This window comes from Psychrobacter maritimus, from assembly GCF_904846345.1.
Lineage (GTDB): Bacteria > Pseudomonadota > Gammaproteobacteria > Pseudomonadales > Moraxellaceae > Psychrobacter > Psychrobacter maritimus.
The window spans coordinates 641,266-661,072 of record NZ_CAJHAJ010000001.1 but is presented as its reverse complement, the minus strand read 5'-3'; the positions used below and the strand labels follow the sequence as shown (position 1 = coordinate 661,072).

Below are 19,807 nucleotides of genomic sequence, written 5' to 3'. Positions count from 1 at the left end.
AAATCCTGCTAAAGCAGCGGCGTAATAGCTTGAGAGAATCTTGCTATTGCGCCGCTGCCACGTTAGGATATCGTCATATTTACGTCTGCGAGCATATCCGTCGACGTAACGACGAACTTGTTATTGTATAACTTTATACAACCATCACTCTGCTTTTACAACATCGTACTAGGAAATTTTATGCGTATTGACAACCGTGAGCTTAACCAACTTCGCTCAATCAGCTTTGAGCGCCATTACACTAAGCATGCCGAAGGGTCAGTATTGGTCAGCTTTGGCGATACCAAAGTATTATGTACTGCGAGCGTTGAGTCGGGCGTACCACGCTGGCTTAAAGGTAAAGGCAAAGGCTGGATTACCGCAGAATACGGTATGTTGCCACGTGCGACCAATACCCGTAATCAGCGCGAAGCCGCACGCGGTAAGCAATCAGGTCGTACGCAAGAAATCCAGCGTTTAATCGGTCGTAGTTTACGGGCGATGATTGATTTAAGTAAGCTTGGCGAAAATACCATTTATCTTGATTGCGATGTATTGCAAGCAGATGGCGGCACGCGTACCGCTAGTGTGACCGGTGCAGCTATTGCTCTTATCGATGCGCTAGAAAGCCTACAAAAAACCAAAAAGCTCAAAGCCGATCCATTAATTGGTTTGGTCGCTGCGGTATCGGTTGGTATGAAAGATGGCGAAGCCTATCTTGATTTAAATTACGAAGAAGATGCCAGCTGCGATACAGATTTGAACGTGGTGATGACGCAAAAGGGCGAATTTATCGAGCTGCAAGGGACGGCAGAAGAAAAGCCATTTACCCGCGCGCAAGCAGACGATATGCTGATTCTTGCGGAAAAAGGTATCGCTGAGCTGATTGCTATGCAAAAAACAGCACTAGGTTGGTAAATCTCTAAACGTTCTTTTATGACTTTTTATTTAAACTTTTAACCATTCACTGCTTTTGAACAGGTAATCGCGCATGCTAAAGCTGACTGATGACGGCGCTAAAATCACCTTACAAGGTCAGTCGCCAGCGGCTGACAATGGGCTATTTTGGTTTGGCTCCGCATTACTGGTTGGGGCAGTGGCGGTTGCTTTAGCCATGAGTCTGTTGCCTGAGCGCTTGGCTATTGGCGCTTTGGCCTTATTGATTATTGGTAGTTTTATTTTTAATCGGCAACGCCTGAAACATAAACAAGCCATGAGCGGTATTATTAGTAGCGGCGTATTGTGGGTGCGTGATGGCGAGCTGGTGCATGATAATCAAGGCAAACGTGAGCATATTCACCTGACTGATGGCGATAAAATTACTCTGATTGGTGAACAGCTACAGATTGTCGATTGTGATGACATACGTAAATATCTGATTGGCGGCTTTGATAATATTCAAGAAGCTAACGCGGCCAAAGCCATTTTACAAGGCCAACCGCTGAGCAAACGCCATGCCAATATTAAGATGAGCAACGATTAGATTGTCGATTGGTTTTAGTCTGTTCATTCTGTGAGTTATATTTAACATAGCTTATAGCTGATTCAATTGAAAAAGAATTTAGTGCTGCTGGAAAATTTTTTGCCAAGCCTCTGGAGTGCAAAGCACACAGCAAGCGAGCAAAACTTGTTCCAGCAGAACGCTATGTTGAATATACCTTTTTCATATTGAACTGATGATATTATCCTTCCTAAATCTCTGCCTTCATTTCTAAAACTCCTATCTCGTTTTACCGTTTATCCTCAATTTCATACCTTTTATCGCTTATCTCCAAGCAATAAGACTTGCAGATTCCTGTGCAAATGGTTTATAAATAGGATTGAAAAATCTTATCTTACTTATCGTTAATACGCTTATTGATACTGAGCATTGATAGCCGTTTATTAATATTAAATTGAGTCGGCTAATCAATAATATGTTGACAAGGAGTTAGTCATGTCGCGTTTGTCCCTTTGGTCAATCACAACGTCGTGCAGTGCCTTATTATTTACCTTTGCTGCGGCCGGTCAGGTTCATGCCGATAGTATGAGCGCCTTGATTGCGCAAAAATCTGTCCAACCTGATTATAGCGCCCGTTATACCCCAACGTATTCAGCGGTTCCTTCGGCCAAAATTAGCACACGCTCTACCATTCAACGTGCTGGCAATGCCACTAGCTATCGCTCGAATTCGAGCAACGGCCAACCAAGCTATTCTAGTAATAGCTCTTCTAATAACAACTACTCTAATAACTCCTATTCTAATCAAAATGCTTACATCGGTAATGCCCAAAGCAATGACCGTTATCCAGAAGTACAACGTCAAGCACCATCTGTTCTGCCCGCATTTTTATCCGGCAATTATGATAATGTCGATAGCGAATATTTACCGCTGCTAAGCAATGCTGAAACCCAAAGCAGTCGGGCGGCGCGCGAAGTGATTAGCACTGCGCGCAAGATGGCGTTAAATGAGCGGACGATTATTAAAGGTGGCTGCTGGGACTATCTCAATGCGGTGTTTAATCGAGCAGGGGTGAGCCGCGATACCATCCATAAAGGCACTTACGGTCAAGGTCCTTATGCCAGTAGCAAGGATATTGAAGTCGGTGATTGGCTCTATTATATAAACCACGGCTACAATGGCGTCGAGCATAGCGGACTGTTTGTTGGCTGGGTCGATGAGCGCGCCAAGCAAGCCTTGATACTGAGCTATGCCGGTGAAAATCGCCGTGAGCCTGCGCGCTACCGTGTCTATGATTTAAGCAATGTCTATCAAATCATGCGACCAAACGTTTGATTTTTAAGGGTATTTATTCAGCTTACTTGAGAGATAAAAAAAGCGTCCGTCACTTATTAGAGTAACGGACGCTTTTTTATGGATTTTAGACTCAAGATAAAAATGCTTATAAGGTAAATAAGCTTTATTGTTAGCTGTTTTTAAAAGGGCTTTACCACCACTAAAATTACGATAAAGATTAATGCAAATACTGGCACCTCATTAAACCAGCGCCAAAATTTATGCGATTTATAATGCGGATTATCAATGAGCTTTTTACGATAAAATCCGCAAGCCCCATGATAACCAGATAGCAGTACCACTAATAATAATTTTACGTGTAGCCAGCCTTGGGTTTTATAAACATCCCAGCCCATGCCCAACATCCATAAACCAAACAACCAGGTGGCTATCATCGATGGTGTCATGATACCGCGATAGAGCTTGCGCTCCATAATGGCAAAGCGCTCGTGGCTGATGCTATCATCGCTCATCGCATGATAAACGAATAGGCGCGGCAAATAAAATATCGCCGCAAACCAGCACACCATAGAGATAATGTGTGCCGCTTTAATCCAATTGAAATAATCTGCCATCATATTCTCTCTTAAGATTTGATATCTTATGCACAATTTCTTGATTAATAATGTCGGCAAGCTTAGCGCAGATTACGCGATAATGGTAGCGGCACGCATGGCATTTACTCTGCTAAGACAACTTGCGACTGATGACCACTCATGGCGTCAAGCACCGGTACTTGCTTTGGCGCTCGTGGTGCGGCAAATTGCTTGGTTAACCCAAGCTCGCGCATCAATCTATCGTCACCTGACTGGCTGGCATTGCCCGTGGTCAGTAGCTTATCACCATAAAAGAATGAATTTGCCCCTGCCATAAATGCCAATGCTTGCTCGGAGTCAGATAAACTTTCGCGTCCAGCAGATAAGCGTACGTAGCTGCTTGGACAGCAAATACGTGTCACGGCAATCGTCCGTATCCATTCAAGGACGGGCAGCTGACCTTCTGCTAAAACCTTATCACCGATCGGTGTACCTTGAATAGGAACCAATAGATTGACCGGAATAGACTCGGGTGCTTTTGGCATTTTAAGCAGCTCATGGACCCAATCGATGCGGTCATCACGGCTTTCGCCCATACCGACGATGTTGCCGCTACAAACGTTAATACCTGAATTGCGTACGTTTGCAATGGTATCTAGACGCTCATCATAGCTGCGGGTACTGACTACTTGCTCGTAGTAACTTCTTGAGGTATCGAGATTATGATTGTAATAATCTAAACCCGCATCTGCCAATTGTGCTGCTTGATCCGTATCTAGCATGCCAAGGGTCATACAGGTTTCAAGCCCCAATGCTTTGACTTCTTTGACCAGCTCGACCACATAAGGCATGTCTTTGGCGCTTGGGTGCTTCCACGCTGCACCCATACAAAAACGCGATGAGCCTGTGGCTTTGGCGCGCTTAGCGGCGGCGATGACCTTATCGACCTCGATACGTTTTTCCGCTTGTAACTTAGTGGTATCGCGGTGATGACCAGACTGGGAGCAATAACCGCAATCTTCTGGACAGTTACCGGTCTTGATAGATAGCAAGGTGCTGATTTGTACTTCATTGGCGGTAAAGTGTTGGCGGTGTATCGTCTGTGCTTGCAGTAATAAATCCATCAAAGGCAAGTCAAACAGCTGAGCAATCTGTTCACGGCTGTGTTTACTGGCTGCTTGTTGCTTGGTATTAGTCGCGTCTGTTGCTAATGTCGCTAGAAAATCATGGGACGCGTTTTTATTATTAAGTGTTGTATCAGTGTGGTTATGATTATGGTTATTGGCATTCGGTTCTGAGATGTTAAGCAATCCTGCCATGAGATAAATCCTTTTATAACGGTATTTAGAAGTGTTAGATAAATTAATAACTATTAGTTAAATTAAGAAGAATTGAGTAACCTTGAATTTTTTGCCCTTGCTAAAGTTAAAACGATAAAATCTAGGCAATAAAAAAGGTTGCCGTATAGTATACCGCAACCTTTTTAGAAAATCAGAATAGTGCTAAGTAGCTCGTTAGAGGTTGGTCAGCTACTTAATTAGGTGACGCAATTATTTACCCAACTTGTGCTTAGCAACGCCGAGCCAATGGTTGGCAAATTTTTGGGCTTTATAAGCATAAGGTTTGGCTTGTTGGATGTAAGGTTTGCACTGTTCTGGAACGGCTGGCACGATGTGTTTGGCAAGCTTGTTGAACCACATCATTAGGCTATAATCGCCCTCGATGCTTAAGTTGCCTTCTTGCACAGCGGTCATAAACGCAGGAAGACTGCCTTTGGTCAACAGCTTAACGCCGGTCATTGAGTCTTTGAAGTTAATCGTCAAATCGGCTGCTTTAGCATGACCACTATGTTGGCTAAATGTACCATTATCAAAGCTATAATAACGCGCCACATCAGCTTCAGTGCTAGCAAGCTCGATGGTTACTTTACGGTCAGCAAACAGCGCTTTGACGTCTTCGTTATCGCTATCAGCCAACATCGATAAACGGTAACCAATCACCGCCAATAAAACATCTAATGGATCAGACTTAATATCTAATACAGGAACAGTAAACATAATCGAACTCCTAAAGAATGAGACGCAAAATAATGCGTACTTTATAACAATTTTTGCGACAAATATATAATTAGATTATAAACGATTGAACGAATGATAGGTTTCAATTCTTTAGGAGTTACGTAGAGAGCCTTAAGTATCTTGTAACATTCGATGACGGCAGTATGATTGGGCAAACTTAGTGAATGACTGAATTACTGAATGACCGAATTACTGAAAGCGCGGTTGATAGTCATCATCATAGACGGGCGTATGTTCAATATAGCGGGCGGCTTGCAGCTCACGTTGCTCATGGACAGTGCGACTGACGTCTTCGTAACGCAATGCTCTATAAAGTACCCAAGCAACCAAAGGTAGCCAGCTGATACCCATAGCAACCACATAATTGTGCCATTCTGACAACACCAACCAATAGCTTAATAAACTATGAATGGCTTCAACCGCCAACCAATAGGCCATGCCACCGAACAGATACCATAGCAACCAACGCTGCGACGATAAGGCAAGCGCCAGTAGCAAGCCTAGCAGCAGACCAGTACCTAGTATGGCGCCAGCGCCCCATGTTTCACTGGCAAAAATAGAAAATATTGTTAATAACATTGTTCATCTCGCTCTTCATCAGGTGAATTCCAACACGGTCATTATGGAAGTTTGTGACCTAAAGCTAAAGAGGCTAGCGACGACTTTGCGACAACAGCTGACGTTTGATTTTTTAAATGATATTAAGGAAATACTGTGCAAATTCTGCCATTGTTACCAACAAAAAAGCGCCACAATCATGGGCGCTTTTTTGGAATCAAAGTGTTTTTTGAGGTCTATTTAACTTTAAGGACGAACGCCGCGGCGCCCCCACCATGATAGAGCGGTTACCAACACGGCTCCTAACAGCATCAAGCCTAACGTAGTTAGCCAATGAGCACCCGTAGGATACTGCCATGGCATGACATTGTTGATGGCATCGCTATTTAATGTACCGAGCGCATCGGTTTTCCATGGCCATACTTTTACCAGTGAGCCGGCGATAAAGCCTGTCAGCAAGGCAAGGGTTGCTTGATAGTAGCGTGATAGCAGCCATTTGAGCATACGGGTAAATAATAATAACCCCGTTGCCATACCGGCAATGACGGTAAAAATAATACTAAAGTTTAGCGTATGCACCGCTTCGAGTACCGAATCATAGGCGCCCATTAACAATAGGATAAAAGACCCTGAGATACCGGGTAATATCATCGCACAAATGGCAATCGCGCCCGCAAGGAATAAATAAGGTAAGCTTGGTGCCGTGGTCAATAACGGCAAGCTACTGATGACGACCGCGCTACCAGCCCCCAGCAAAAATAATGCGAGCCGTCCTATATTCCAGCGCGTAATCTCAGTTAATAAGATAAAGACAGTGGCGACTACTAGGCCAAAAAAGAACGACCAAATCAGTAAAGGCTGATTGTCCAATAAATGCTTAATGAGTCCGGCTAAGGTGGCAAAACTGGTGGCGATACCAAGTAATAAGCACACTAAAAAAGTAGCATCGACCTGTCGCCATACTGCAATGAAACCTTTAAGCCCGCCTTGTTGGCGAAATATCTGCCATAGATTGGGACCGACGCTACTTAAGGCATTAATTAAGCGCTCATAAATCCCCGCAATCAAGGCAATGGTACCGCCAGAAACACCGGGTACAATGTCCGCTGCACCCATCGCAATACCTTTGACGTAGACACCTAATAGCTGCTTTGGATTGTCGTGATAAATAGGCGAGCTTTCTTTAATTAAATGCTCATTATCTAAATGAGTGGAAGATGACGGCGCATCTGGCCGCGGTGATTGTGATGCCGTCATGGACATTCCTTTCTTATTTAACAAGATAAAAGTGAGATGAATAGGGCAAAAGAGATATAGATATATAAAGGCTTTAACATAAAGTTTTCAATCATAAAAGCTAGGTCAAAGACAAATCCTTAACCTAGCTTATTTTTAGAATAGTTAAGCGTTATTTTGTACGTACAAAGGCTGGATAGCCAAGCGCATAAAGCACGCCTTCAAGCCCTGTAACATTGACCGCAGCGTCTGCTCGCGCTTGGACGATGGGCTTGGCATTAAACGCCACACCCAAATCTGCCAGTGCCATCATTGGTAAATCATTGGCCCCATCACCGACGCAGACTACTTGCGACATATCAATGCCTAAGCGCTCAGCGGTATGTTCAGCAATCGCCGCTTTTTTCGCGCCATTAATAATCGGCAGTTGCACATGACCGGTGACTTCGCCATCTTCGATATCCAGCGCATTGGCATGTACTTCATCGATGCCCAGCTGCTCAGCGATATAGCGGGCAAAATAGGTAAAGCCGCCTGACACTAAGACCGTATGATACCCCAAGGCTTTAAGCGCACTGATAGTCGTGCGCGCACCTGTCGACAAGGTCAAACGGCCGCATATATCATCGAGCACGCTGGTTGGAATACCTTTTAATAAGGCCACGCGCTGAGCAAAAGATTCGTCAAAATCCATCTCACCGCGCATCGCCGCTTCGGTAATGGTTTCGACTTGCTCACCGATACCAGCGGTTTTTGCCAGCTCAACGATGACTTCTTGCTCAATCAACGTAGAGTCCATATCGAAACAGGCAAGCTTATGGGTACGTAACATATGACCGAGCGATAAGATATGACAATCGACAACATTTAAATGCTCGCCCGCGATTGCACTTTGCGAGTTTTTATAGTCTTCGGCTAAGTCATGACGTAGACGCGTGGTCAATTGGTCATCGATAATGTACGCTGCTGCTGTCTTTTTAGCAGGGTGCATCAGCGTATCGGTGACTGGCACCAGCAAATAGCGGAACACTTGCACATCAATAAACGAGTGCTTGGCAAATGGCTGCGTAGTGTCTATATCAGCAATCTCAACATCGACAAAATTGGCGTCGGCATCTTCTGCTACGGTCACCAAATGCCAGTTTGGCTGCTCATCCACCCATGATTGCACATATTGATGGATATCGAGCGAAGATACATGCGTAGGCAATACCACAATCAACGCAAAAATAGGCAAGGATTGCAGCGCATCAAAATCATGCAGATTAGTACCCGCAGGCAATAATGACGCTACAGAATCGACGGCTTGTTGCCATGCTTTGCTGTCTTTTGGTAACGAGTAAGATGTATTTTTTTGCATCGCTCAATTGTCCCTTGTATGCTGATATAAGATTAGGAATAATAACAGTTTTACTGGGCAGCGCCTATAGATGAGGTATAAAGTCTCACAGTCCGATAAAAATGCTTGGTATGAGCAAAAATCGCCGTTGAATAAAAGAAAATTCTTACAATAAATTTATGATATTAGCTGACGCCATCACCATTAGTATGGTGATATAGTAGAGAAAATAAACGGGGATTTGTCGATGTGCGCGTGCGCCAAACATACTTGCACAACAAATCTCATGTACGATAGTCAGGTCTCGTAAATGACATTTGATTAAATATTATTTAGCGAGTAGCTGCGGTAGTAAATTGAGCCAAAGTAAATATAAAAAAGATAGCTGCATACTCTTCCAGAAAATGAGCCATAGCCTCGTTTTTTAATTCCATTTATCCAAAAAAGTTTAACATATCATGACGTATTTAGCGCCGCGGCAAGGGTTGTTTGCCATTATTCTTCTGGTTAGTTTTTGTTTGCAGACCCTATTATTGGTCATCAGTACCGATCAGCAGCTGAGCAATAGCCGTGCCCAAAAGGGCGAGCAAATGGTCGCCCAGCTTATTGATGAGGCGCGCTTGTCTTTAGAAAATAAAGACCGCGTCAGCCTCAGCGTCATAGCCAATCGCTATACCAGTGAGCAGGACGTGACCCGCATACTGATTAAAGACAATAATGGCGATGTCTTGGTGCCGGTCGGGAATGCGCCGATGCAGCAGGGTGATACCATTAGCCAAATCGCCACCAAAGGCGATGCGGTCATCGGTAGTGTGGCCTTGACGCTAAAAGATATTAGCAAGGGTGAGATTATCGCCATGCAATGGCCGTTTGTCATTGGCTCGATGTTGCTGCATTTATTGCTATGGCTGATATATGGTTATATTGCGCGTCCAAGTAGAGAGCAAATCAATGCGCTAAGCCGTGATATTCAAGACTTGCATCGCGAGCAGTATCGACAACTTGATCAACGTGAATTTGAGCGCGGTTATGAGCGCAACCTTAATCGTGAAAGCGAATCAGACAGTGAGCTTAACCTTAACCTTGGATCTGCCTCTAACCCAACTGGTTTCGATAGCGCGATTAAAGAAACCGCTCACGATGCCAGTAGCAAAAAACCGCATACTCGAAAATTAAACATTCATAGTGCGGTAAATCAGTATGTCAGAGGGCAACAAGGTCAGGACACCGCGCTGAACACTGATGCCAATAATAATGGTAATGAGGGCAATAATGGCAATGACGCTGAAAACTATACGGTAAATAGTGCGGGCAGTAATAATACGGACAGCACACAAGACGAAATAGCGGCTAGTCATGAGAATGGCAGTAGCCATAAATCTGCTAGTGCTGCGCGCTTGTCGGCTACCCGCCCATTCGATAGTGTTAGCGTTCAGATTGTCTTTCACGATGAGTTCAACATGCTTGAGCGCCTAGCGCCATCGCAGCGGCTGCCTTATTTGGCGTTATGTACCCAATTATTGAACCAAGCAGTGACTGAGCTACTTAAGCAGCCTCTGCTACTTGGGGTGAGCGCGCTCAATGAACCACACTTTGATGAAAGCGGCGCTTATGTGATGCTAAAAGCAAATAACAGCCACGCCAAAGTCGCGTTGGCAGGTGTGATGCTTGGCAAACTGTATTTGATGCTGAATAAAATCATTCATGATAAGCATGTCGAGCTATCACGTTTTGCCTTACCAGCAAAAGCGGGGGTGAGCGATAATGCGCAAGTCGAGGCAATGAGCCATCTGTTAGATAGCGTGGGTAAAAAAGAGCAAATGCTTATTTTGCTACCCAATGCTGGTCTTAAACAAATCAGCCATCATGTACAAGTACAAAGCATCATGCGTCCCACCACTGTTTATGAGCGCGAATGCGCGATATTTGATGGCGGCAATGATGCCATGATTCAGCGTTTGGCCGATGTGCGCAATGCAGTATTAATGATTGAAGAGACAGAAGAGCAAGAGTAAATCGTAGCGTTAGATACAGGTGAGCCTCTACAATTGCCTGTGCGATAAGCGTTTGCGCAGGCTTTAACTTTGTACGTGATGCTATGATAGTGATAAAAAGGATTGACAACACTCAATAGAGACTTTATAAGGCATATATATATTCATGTATTTTTAATACCCTTGCCGAAAAATGATAGGAGTTTGTCATGAGTGACGCTGATATTGATGACGATTTTGATGATGATTTTGTAGATGATGATGATGCAAAGATGGTGGAAGAGGCCGAAACAAGTGTGCGTACACGCTTAAGCAGCCTAGAGAAACGCCGTTTGATCGATAATTTGCTAGAAGAAAAACGTTTGGCCAAAGAGCTAAAAGACGATCTTGATGATATCGATAATTTTGATGAAGATGGTGATGACTGGGATGATGACGATCTCTAAATTGTCATGCCCATTATCGGGTTGCAGCTGCCGTTTAACGGATAAGGAAAATGGCTTGGCTCCGTGATTTTTAGCCGAAAGTTGTTAACTGATTAAACCGATTGACAAGCTTAAAATCCTGCTGTCGAATGCATTGTGCTAAGCTGGTTGTTAAGTTTTTTTAATAATATTGCTCAATAATGCTATTGGGTTATTAAAAATAACGCGGCAATCAGCGCTCTTCAATAGACATGTTTTATAAAAGTGCTTTGGACAGGTTTTATGCGTTCAGACAGTTTTTGTTGTTGTCTACATTGCTTTTTAGCTTTCCCGCCTTTTATATTTCTTGTATTTCATAACTTATTTATTGCGCCTGACGTAATCTATCCTCCAAGGACTATCACACTATGAATAACCCACTCAGTTTCGATGAATTATTAGACTATTTGGACAATGAAGAAAGCGCGTTTGTGCTCGATAGTGTTGCCACCCATGGTTTTTTGACCGCGACTGTCATTGGCCGTCCGTTGCCAAATTGGATAGAAGCATTGTTTGAAGGTCATGTCAGTGAAATTCCAGAAAATGTTATCGACGGTATCCAGCGCTGGCGCGAATCGATTATGGCGGAACTAAAAAACGAGACGCCGATTGAGTTACCGTTTGGTGAAGATGCCGGTAACGAAGAAGTGGCGGTCGATTTTTCAGACGAGTCAGATATCGTAGCTTGGTCGATTGGCTTTGTTGATGCGATGTATGGCGATGAAGCCAGTGATTGGTTTGAAGATGAAGAAACTGCAGAAGATGTGGCGGTATTAACCTTGCCGATGATTGTACTCAGTGGCATTGATGATGAAGATCCTGAGCTCGCGCAAATGCGTGCCGATGAAGATAAAATGGCGCAAATGGCCAATAGTATCGAAGGTAATTTGACTGAACTGTTTTTATTGTTTCATACCAACGACTAGAGCCGTTTGTATATAAATAGACAGACGAACGAACAGATAGCTAAATAAAGAAACAGATAGGCAGCGTTAATGGATATCATTATCCCAATAAACGCTGCCTACAAATAAATGCTGTCGATAAGCATTCTTCCTTACTATTTGCTGAATCCTTAAATATTCTTTGAACTCCCTATAAGTCACCGATAAGGCTGTACTATGACTGTGCAACTCTCCAATCTTGAGCACTTACCCAACTATCAGATTACCGAACGCTTAGATGTCGTATATGGCAGTACCGTGCGCTCAAAGCATGTTGGTAAAGACTTATTTGCTGGGCTGAAAAACATCGTCGGCGGTGAGTTGACGGCTTATACCGAGCTGTTAGAAGAATCACGTCAAGAAGCGATCGATCGTATGGTGGTTAAGGCAGAAGCTTTGGGCGCTGATGCGGTCGTGGGCCTGCGTTTTTCGACCTCGAGCATTGCCCAAGGTGCATCAGAGCTGTTTGTTTATGGTACAGCGGTCAAAGCCGTCCCGCTGTCTCAGCAACCACCGAGCAATCCCTCTGGTCATACGGATTTCAATAATCACAATAACGATCAGAGTCACAGCCAAGCAGCGCCTCAGTCGCCAAGCACCGCTGCTGATGATTTGCCACGTTTCAACCCTTTTGGTTAATAAACCATAAAAAGCGGCAACGCTTTTTGATGACACGAGACGTCCCATGAATAACTCTCTTACCCAAATGCTGATGAACTACGCGCCGCTTATCGTTCTGTTTGTGCTGGGCTGGTTTTTTGGGGCGCGGCATGAGCGTCAGCATTTGGCGCAATTAAGAGTCGCAGAGCAAGAACTCAGTCATATTATCGTCTCAAGTGAGCGCTTTTATGTGCCAAAACTTGCTGCGGATACTGAGGGTCAGCTGGTCATGGGCAGCGTGGTGATTGCACAAGATTATTTTAAAATGGTCATAGCGCGCATCTTAAGTATCTTTGGCAAAAATCTGACCACTTATGAAACCTTGCTTGACCGCGCTCGCCGTGAAGCATTGGTACGTATGCGCACTCAAGCGCAGGCGCAAGGTTATAACCATATCTATGGTTTACGTCTTGAAGTGAGTAATATCAATCAGTTGGGCAGCATGGTCGAAGCCATTGCCTATGGTACGGCAGTGCTTAGTACTGAGAATTCTACTAAAGCGTCTACTGACGCTTCCATCACTATGCCGACCAAAACCTCCATCAATATTTCCAAAATATAACTTCTTATACCGTCATAGCTATTTAACTAAAAGTATTTAGCGCTAATTATCAGAATCCAAATTATCTGAAAGCTCACGGTAAACCCTCTCATTTAATCTCGTCAAAATCCTTTTTATTTTTACTTAGTCACGATATGCCGTATTTGACTGGTGAGTCGTTGAATAAAACAGCTAAACCTAACTTTTGCCCTATATACTCCCTTTATTAATTCTTAATTATTGTTGATAGTTAGCAATAACATGCTATGAAAGATGCTATAAAAAATCGTTCAAAATAAGTATTGTTTAAAACGGGTGATGTCCGTTATCTATAAGCATTAGCAAGGATTGCTAATCAGGCATCATTTAATCATTATAAATTGACCTAGCAATAGGTCTTATCTACAGGGATGTAGTTATGGAAAGTCTGGCTTTAGTCACCTTAGTAAATACCGTTGTTATTCCTGTTTGCTTGTTTTTAATCATGATGGGTATGGGTTTGACCCTGATTACCAATGATTTTAAACGGGTATTAAAATACCCAAAAGCTGTCGGCATTGGCTTGACCAATCAGCTGATACTGTTGCCAATCATTGGCTTTGCCCTAGCTAATATCATGCCATTACGCCCAGAATACGCCGTCGGGGTTATGCTCCTCGTTCTGTGTCCGGGCGGCACTACCTCAAACTTATTTACCTATTTGGCTAAAGGTGATGTGGCGCTGTCGGTGACGATGACAGCGATTGCCAGCGTTATTACCGTATTTACCATTCCCATTGTGCTGAGTTTTTCATTGATTTATTTTATGGGCAGCGGTAGTGAGTTTGAATTACCGGTAGTAAAAACCGTGCTTACCTTGGTGGTGCTGACGATTGTGCCTATTAGTATCGGAATGCTGATTAAACGCTACGCCCCAAAAGTTGCCGATCGCTCACAAGTCTATGTGTCTCGATTTGGGGTGATATTTTTAACGTTTTTAGTGCTGTTTTTAGGTTATGTGCAACGCGATATCATTGTCGATGCCTTTATCGCGACCGGCCCTGTATCGGTATTATTAAACGTCTCAACCATGGCGCTCGGTTATTATAGTAGCAAATGGTTCGGTCTTAACTTAGCGCAAAGAACTTCGGTGACGCTAGAAGTCGGTCTACAAAACAGTACGTTATCGATATTTATGGCATTAACGCTATTATCTAACTACGATATGTCGATGATGCCCGCCATTTATACCTTGGTAATGTTCCTAACGGCAGGGATTTTGGTGCGTATATTTAGCGCTCGGCACAATAAGCTGAGAAAGTCTGAGATAGAAAGTAGTGTGTTGGCAGCGCGTATGCTGTAAGTAGGGATGCGTTATTTGTATAATTATTCAGGCATAATTTTTTAGTTATAAAGCTGCATAACCGTTTTCGATATAGTCAGTGCTAAATAAAATAAGTACAAATGTTATAACGGGCTGCCGGGATAAATTTTCCTTGCTTGCTGTGTGCTTTGCACTCTCGATGCGGCGTAAAATTTATCCCAGCAGCCCTGTACTATTTTTAAATGGAATTATTATAGTTAACGTCGGTTATGGAGTTTTAGCGTTAGATTTAAAAATACGGTGCTGATTATCTCTAGTAAGGTCCACGGATATTGTTTTTTGCCTCTAACTTATCCTTAGCTGTTTCTTCCTTTACTTTGGCTAATTCAAATAGGAAGGTACGGTTTTTAAGTATCGCGACAAACACCACGCCGCCAACGGTATTGCCTATCAACACCACGGCTAAAAATAGCAAATAACGCCCTAAGCTGACGGTATTGCCATAGAGCAAGGCTGAAAATATTTCGATATTACCCACGATACTATGATGCAAACCCAAAAAGCCGATACTGCCAGTAATAAGCGTCACCAAGACGATGCGGCTGAGGGTATCGCGCGCTGAGGTCACAAGCCACGCGGTGACGCCCATCATCCAGCCTGCCAAGATGGCGCTGCCGAATATCACCCACCATCTAAACCCTAAGATATGCTCGGCATAAGTATCAATGTCGCTGACGCTAAACAGCTGCATGTTTAAACCCAAACCTATCATCAACGCCGCAAATAAACAGCCACCAACGACGTTACCGGCGATGACGATGCCCCACAGGCGTAGCAGCTTATTGAGCGGTTCGATTTTATTGAGGACGGGTAGGCTTAAGAGTGAGGTTTGTTCGGTAAATAATAATGATTGACCAATGACGACGATAATAAAGCCAATCGGGTAAAGTAGGGAGGCGAGTACCACGGCATAATGGCTCGGTAGCACGCCACTCAAAAGCGCAAAAGCCGATAAAATCATAAAGAAGCTGATGCCAATTTCAAGGCCAGCAGTAAAAGCACTGGTAAATAGCGAGCCAAGCGAGCGCTCAAAGGTTTCTCTGGCATCCATCACTTGCTCAACTAAGATACTGGCATAGCTTTTTGCTTGACTTAAATTGTCATCGTTGGCGAATTTTTTGATGGTTTCTTGGTCTTCTTTGCTAATATCCTCAGAAAAATCCTCATATTCTAAATTTTCTGTTGCATCGGTGTCGTCTGGCACATCCGCATTTTTATCTTCAGCGTTCTGCTTTTTAACGTTCTGTTTGCTAACGTCTTTATTTTTAGCACTAGATAGATGATTAGCGCTCTCATCAATCAAGCGCTTATCATCTATGTTGTCAGCTTTAGAATGGCTGCTATTGCTATAGGTGTGCTCAGTCTCTTGGGACACGGTCGGCTCGCTGTTTATAAGATCATGATTTTAGTATATTGTCTATTCTATAGTAGGACGATAATCTATTATGTTTAGTATTCAGCTAATTGCTGTTATTAATTCTTTATCCTGATTCTTAGTCAAATCTATTCTTTTAATGTAGTGGTGAGAGGTTATGCGGATACTATCCAAATATAGTTCTTGGCAAATCGAGAGGGCAGTGACGGCTAGTCTTCTAAAGCTTGATTTATTATCCGATAATCAAATTGTCGAATACACTCATTACTTACTCGATAATGGATATTATGATGATGCGATGTTATCGATAATTGACGATGACCCTATATATCCAAGAGGCAATAAAGAATCGTTCCAAAGAGCACTTTCTAGTTTAGGTTTTCCAGACATTGATACAGAGCAATCTAAGTGGATTTATACTTACAGGCTCATGAACAATTATGCGATAGCACCAAACAATCACTATGTTTTTGCTAATGAGGCAGTAGGATTTTATTATAAATTTGATGAGTTCTTCAACAATGATAGTCATTTAAAAGAGATAAGTAAGTTCAAGGATTTGCTTTATTATATAGAGGATGCTGGCGACAATTTCTACATGGGATACATCACGCATGGCTATAATGATCCCGTAACGTTATATCGAATGCAATATCAGTTTTTTCAGCTTTGTCATCAGTGGATGACAGATAATCATCCAAAGATAGAGTCTATTTTCAAAGCGCTATACGCCTAAATTACCTTAGCATCTAACAAAATCTGCCCATCTGCGTTAAAATCACTCTATTAATTATTTTCCCTATTTTTCGATAACTTTGTTTGACCACATTCATTTTTAATAAAAGACCATTCTATTATGAGTACTCCTAATACCCCTGAAAATACCAAGAGCAACCTGACCGAATCTATTCAAGCCGCCTTAAGTCAATTAGAGAACGCCTACAATCCAAGCGATGTCGAAGCGGGCATGTATCAAGGCTGGGAAGACAGTGGTTATTTTAAGCCAAGCTTTGATAAAGACGAGTCGTTCTCTATCGCCTTGCCGCCACCGAACGTCACCGGTTCACTGCATATGGGTCATGGCTTTAATAATGCCATTATGGATGCGCTGACCCGTTATCATCGTATGGATGGTGATAATACGCTATGGCAACCGGGCACCGACCATGCAGGTATTGCTACCCAAATGGTCGTTGAGCGCCGTTTGGAAGCGCAAGGTATTAAGCGCCGTGATATGACGCGTGAAGACTTTATCGATAAAGTGTGGGAATGGAAAGAAGAGTCGGGCGACAATATCACCCGTCAGATTCGTCGGCTTGGCAGCTCGGTCGATTGGTCGCGTGAGCGCTTTACCATGGATGATGGCCTGTCTAATGCGGTTAAAGAAGTGTTCGTGCGTCTGTTTGACGATGGTTTGATTTATCGTGGTAAGCGTTTGGTCAACTGGGATCCTAAGTTCCAAACGGCGTTATCGGATTTGGAAGTAGAAAACGTCGATGAGAAAGGTAGCCTGTGGCATTTCCGCTATCATTTCACTGATAAAGAATTGCAAACCCAAAATGGCAAAAACTATCTGGTCGTCGCCACCACGCGCCCTGAAACCTTACTGGGTGATACCGCCGTTGCGGTTAATCCAAAGGACGAGCGTTACGCGCATTTGATTGGCAAAACCATTACCTTGCCGATTACTGGTCGCATCGTGCCTATCGTTGCCGATGATTATGTTGATATCGAATTTGGTACCGGCTGTGTAAAAATTACCCCAGCCCATGACTTTAATGACTATGAACTCGGTCGTCGTCATAACTTGCCATTGATTAATATCCTTGATGAGCGCGCCAACATTTTGCCAGCGATGGAAGTTTATCCTGATCTGCAAACACGTGAGCCAACATTAGAGACCACGCCGAGTGAGTATGCAGGGCTTGAGCGTTTCGCGGCGCGTAAATTCCTTGTTGAGCAAGCGGGCGAGCAAGGCTGGCTAGAAGATATCGAAGACTACGCGCTCAAAGCCCCGCGTGCTGAGCGTGGCGGTACGATCGTTGAGCCGTGGTTGACCGATCAATGGTATGTTGCCGTCAGTAAGCTTGCCAAGCCTGCGATTGATGCCGTAGAAGATGGTCGTATTGAATTCGTCCCTGCGCAATATAAAAACATGTATATGTCGTGGATGACCGACTTGCAGGACTGGTGTATCAGCCGTCAGCTATGGTGGGGACATCGTATCCCTGCGTGGTATGACGACGCGACAGGTGAGATTTATGTTGCCCGTGATGAAGCGGAAGTACGCACTAAGTACAATCTAAGCGACGACGTCAAATTGCGCCAAGACGATGACGTGCTTGATACCTGGTTTAGCTCGGGTTTATGGACGTTTAGTACGCTTGATTGGGCAGACCCTAACGCCGATCCACGCGTGCTTAAAACCTTTCACCCGACCAGCGTGTTGGTCACCGGTTTTGACATTATCTTCTTTTGGGTTGCACGCATGATCATGATGACCATGCACTTTGTCAAAAACGAAGATGGCACGCCGCAAGTACCGTTTAAGACCGTTTATGTGCATGGTTTGGTACGTGATGGCAATGGTCAAAAGATGTCTAAATCTAAAGGTAACGTCTTAGATCCGATTGATTTGATCGATGGTATTGATCTGGAAACGCTGGTTGAAAAACGCACCAGCAATATGATGAATCCAAAAGATGCGGCCAAAATTGAAAAGCAAACGCGTAAAGAGTTCCCAGAAGGTATCCCAGCCTACGGTACCGATGCGCTGCGCTTCACCTTTACCTCCCTTGCCAGTACCGGTCGCGATATCAACTTTGATCTAAAGCGTGTCGAGGGCTATCGTAACTTCTGTAATAAAATCTGGAACGCCAGCCGCTTTGTACTGATGAATTGTGTGGATAAAGAAGGCAATGCCCAAGCGATTGACCAAGCGGCGAATCCTGAGGTTTGGGAATTACCAGAAAAGTGGATCATGAGTCGTCTAAACTCGACGATTAGTAATATCCATCAGCATTTTGCTCAGTATCGCCTCGATATGGTCAGCCATGATATTTATGAGTTTATCTGGAATGAATACTGTGACTGGTATGTTGAGCTTGCCAAAGCCAGCCTCAATGATGACTCGGTATCAAGCGAGCGTAAAGCGCAAATCCGCTATGTATTGCTGCACGTGCTCGAGACCGCGCTACGCTTTAGCCATCCAATCATGCCGTATCTGACCGAGCAAATCTGGCAGACGGTTGCGCCGCTATTGAATCGTAAAGAGACCGATAGCATTGTCGTTGCTGACTATCCACAAACCGATACTGCCCAAATCAGTGAGCAAGTCGAAGCCGATATGGCGTGGCTACAGGAGCTTATCGCCAGCGTGCGTAATATTCGCGGTGAGATGAAACTCGGTAATGCGGTACGCTTGCCAGTCCTACTGCAAAATATCTCTGCTGATGAAGATGCGCGCCTATCACGTATCAAAAACCAGTTTAAAGCGCTTGCCAAAGTCGAGAGCCTAGAGATACTAAAAGAAGGTGATGAAGTGCCATTATCGTCATCAAGTATGGTTGGTCAGCTACGCGTGCTTGTGCCAATGAAAGGTCTTATCGATCCAACTGCTGAACTCGCTCGTTTGGGCAAGTCATATGATAAGTTGAAAGGTCAAGCAGAAGGTATCGCACGTAAGCTAGGTAATGAAGGCTTTGTTAGTAAAGCGCCTGTAGAAGTGGTCGATGCTGAAAAAGCAAAATTGGCTGAGCTAGAAGGGCAGATTAAGACTATGGCGGGGCAGATGGAAGAGTTGAAGGCGTTGTAGAGACACAATGGGTATAAACCTAATTATAAAAGAGAAAACCAGCGTATAATTGAATATACGCTGGTTGAATACCCTAAAACACTCTACTTTGGAGATAGAGTGTCGCCACTAGACCTCCCCATAATATATTTATAAGATGGCGGAGAGATA

Annotated in this window: 19 protein-coding genes; 11 read left to right on the top strand and 8 right to left on the bottom strand. The window is 43.8% G+C overall.

Translation table 11 applies throughout. From position 1 onward, the window contains the following. Window positions 1–180 precede the first annotated feature (180 nt). The 3 genes from rph to JMX50_RS02705 all read left to right on the top strand — a co-directional run bounded on the left by rph (window position 181) and on the right by JMX50_RS02705 (window position 2,755). The gene (gene rph / locus JMX50_RS02715; RefSeq protein WP_183620154.1) at window positions 181–897 is read left to right on the top strand and encodes a ribonuclease PH; all 717 of its coding nucleotides are present in this window, start codon (window positions 181–183) and stop codon (window positions 895–897) included. A 73-nt stretch (window positions 898–970) separates the two neighbouring features. Then, a complete protein-coding gene (locus JMX50_RS02710) occupies window positions 971–1,462 on the top strand; it encodes a hypothetical protein (protein ID WP_201619247.1) in 492 nt (163 codons plus the stop codon). A gap of 453 nt (window positions 1,463–1,915) precedes the next feature. Beyond that, window positions 1,916–2,755, top strand: a complete 840-nt coding sequence (locus JMX50_RS02705) for a hypothetical protein (protein WP_201628305.1) — start codon at window positions 1,916–1,918, stop codon at window positions 2,753–2,755. A 140-nt stretch (window positions 2,756–2,895) separates the two neighbouring features. Here JMX50_RS02705 and hemJ read toward each other — a convergent pair whose 3' ends face one another. The 7 genes from hemJ to serB all read right to left on the bottom strand — a co-directional run bounded on the left by hemJ (window position 2,896) and on the right by serB (window position 8,523). Beyond that, window positions 2,896–3,330 (bottom strand): protoporphyrinogen oxidase HemJ, encoded by a 435-nt coding sequence (gene hemJ / locus JMX50_RS02700; RefSeq protein WP_183620804.1) that lies wholly within the window; start codon window positions 3,328–3,330, stop codon window positions 2,896–2,898. A gap of 104 nt (window positions 3,331–3,434) precedes the next feature. Next, window positions 3,435–4,610, bottom strand: coding sequence for a biotin synthase BioB (gene bioB, locus JMX50_RS02695; RefSeq protein WP_201628304.1), 1,176 nt, complete (start codon window positions 4,608–4,610; stop codon window positions 3,435–3,437). 231 nt (window positions 4,611–4,841) lie between these two features. Next, window positions 4,842–5,348: a hypothetical protein gene (locus tag JMX50_RS02690; protein WP_201624673.1), complete on the bottom strand. Its 507-nt coding sequence runs from the start codon at window positions 5,346–5,348 to the stop codon at window positions 4,842–4,844. A gap of 210 nt (window positions 5,349–5,558) precedes the next feature. Beyond that, complete coding sequence (gene aciT / locus JMX50_RS13170; protein WP_413786808.1) at window positions 5,559–5,927, bottom strand: AciT family ciprofloxacin tolerance protein; 369 nt, start codon at window positions 5,925–5,927, stop codon at window positions 5,559–5,561. Next, window positions 5,914–5,967: a hypothetical protein gene (locus JMX50_RS13305; RefSeq protein ID WP_372829526.1), complete on the bottom strand. Its 54-nt coding sequence runs from the start codon at window positions 5,965–5,967 to the stop codon at window positions 5,914–5,916. The genes aciT and JMX50_RS13305 overlap by 14 nt, the downstream gene beginning before the upstream one ends. A gap of 206 nt (window positions 5,968–6,173) precedes the next feature. Continuing rightward, on the bottom strand, window positions 6,174–7,184 hold the full coding sequence (locus JMX50_RS02680) for a DUF368 domain-containing protein (protein ID WP_201628303.1): 1,011 nt from the start codon (window positions 7,182–7,184) through the stop codon (window positions 6,174–6,176). A 151-nt stretch (window positions 7,185–7,335) separates the two neighbouring features. Beyond that, window positions 7,336–8,523 (bottom strand): phosphoserine phosphatase SerB, encoded by a 1,188-nt coding sequence (gene serB / locus JMX50_RS02675; protein WP_201628302.1) that lies wholly within the window; start codon window positions 8,521–8,523, stop codon window positions 7,336–7,338. 437 nt (window positions 8,524–8,960) lie between these two features. Here serB and JMX50_RS02670 point away from each other — a divergent pair, with 437 nt between their 5' ends. The 6 genes from JMX50_RS02670 to JMX50_RS02645 all read left to right on the top strand — a co-directional run bounded on the left by JMX50_RS02670 (window position 8,961) and on the right by JMX50_RS02645 (window position 14,447). Then, on the top strand, window positions 8,961–10,517 hold the full coding sequence (locus JMX50_RS02670) for a hypothetical protein (protein ID WP_201628301.1): 1,557 nt from the start codon (window positions 8,961–8,963) through the stop codon (window positions 10,515–10,517). A 188-nt stretch (window positions 10,518–10,705) separates the two neighbouring features. Next, complete coding sequence (locus JMX50_RS02665; RefSeq protein ID WP_045443968.1) at window positions 10,706–10,942, top strand: PA3496 family putative envelope integrity protein; 237 nt, start codon at window positions 10,706–10,708, stop codon at window positions 10,940–10,942. A 386-nt stretch (window positions 10,943–11,328) separates the two neighbouring features. Next, the gene (locus JMX50_RS02660; protein ID WP_201565040.1) at window positions 11,329–11,886 is read left to right on the top strand and encodes a UPF0149 family protein; all 558 of its coding nucleotides are present in this window, start codon (window positions 11,329–11,331) and stop codon (window positions 11,884–11,886) included. Between the two features lie 195 nt (window positions 11,887–12,081). Further along, a complete protein-coding gene (locus JMX50_RS02655) occupies window positions 12,082–12,543 on the top strand; it encodes a YbjQ family protein (protein ID WP_201628300.1) in 462 nt (153 codons plus the stop codon). A 46-nt stretch (window positions 12,544–12,589) separates the two neighbouring features. Further along, complete coding sequence (locus JMX50_RS02650) at window positions 12,590–13,126, top strand: YbjQ family protein (protein ID WP_201628299.1); 537 nt, start codon at window positions 12,590–12,592, stop codon at window positions 13,124–13,126. Window positions 13,127–13,523: 397 nt separating this feature from the next. Beyond that, window positions 13,524–14,447 (top strand): bile acid:sodium symporter family protein, encoded by a 924-nt coding sequence (locus JMX50_RS02645; RefSeq protein ID WP_201565043.1) that lies wholly within the window; start codon window positions 13,524–13,526, stop codon window positions 14,445–14,447. Window positions 14,448–14,721: 274 nt separating this feature from the next. On the opposite strand, the gene JMX50_RS02640 is transcribed toward JMX50_RS02645, so the two are convergent. After that, window positions 14,722–15,843 (bottom strand): formate/nitrite transporter family protein, encoded by a 1,122-nt coding sequence (locus tag JMX50_RS02640; protein ID WP_201628298.1) that lies wholly within the window; start codon window positions 15,841–15,843, stop codon window positions 14,722–14,724. A gap of 157 nt (window positions 15,844–16,000) precedes the next feature. Here JMX50_RS02640 and JMX50_RS02635 point away from each other — a divergent pair, with 157 nt between their 5' ends. Continuing rightward, complete coding sequence (locus JMX50_RS02635) at window positions 16,001–16,579, top strand: hypothetical protein (protein WP_201624666.1); 579 nt, start codon at window positions 16,001–16,003, stop codon at window positions 16,577–16,579. 120 nt (window positions 16,580–16,699) lie between these two features. Beyond that, entirely contained in the window at window positions 16,700–19,657 is a 2,958-nt protein-coding gene (locus JMX50_RS02630; protein WP_201628297.1) for a valine--tRNA ligase, read from the top strand. Window positions 19,658–19,807 lie beyond the last annotated feature (150 nt).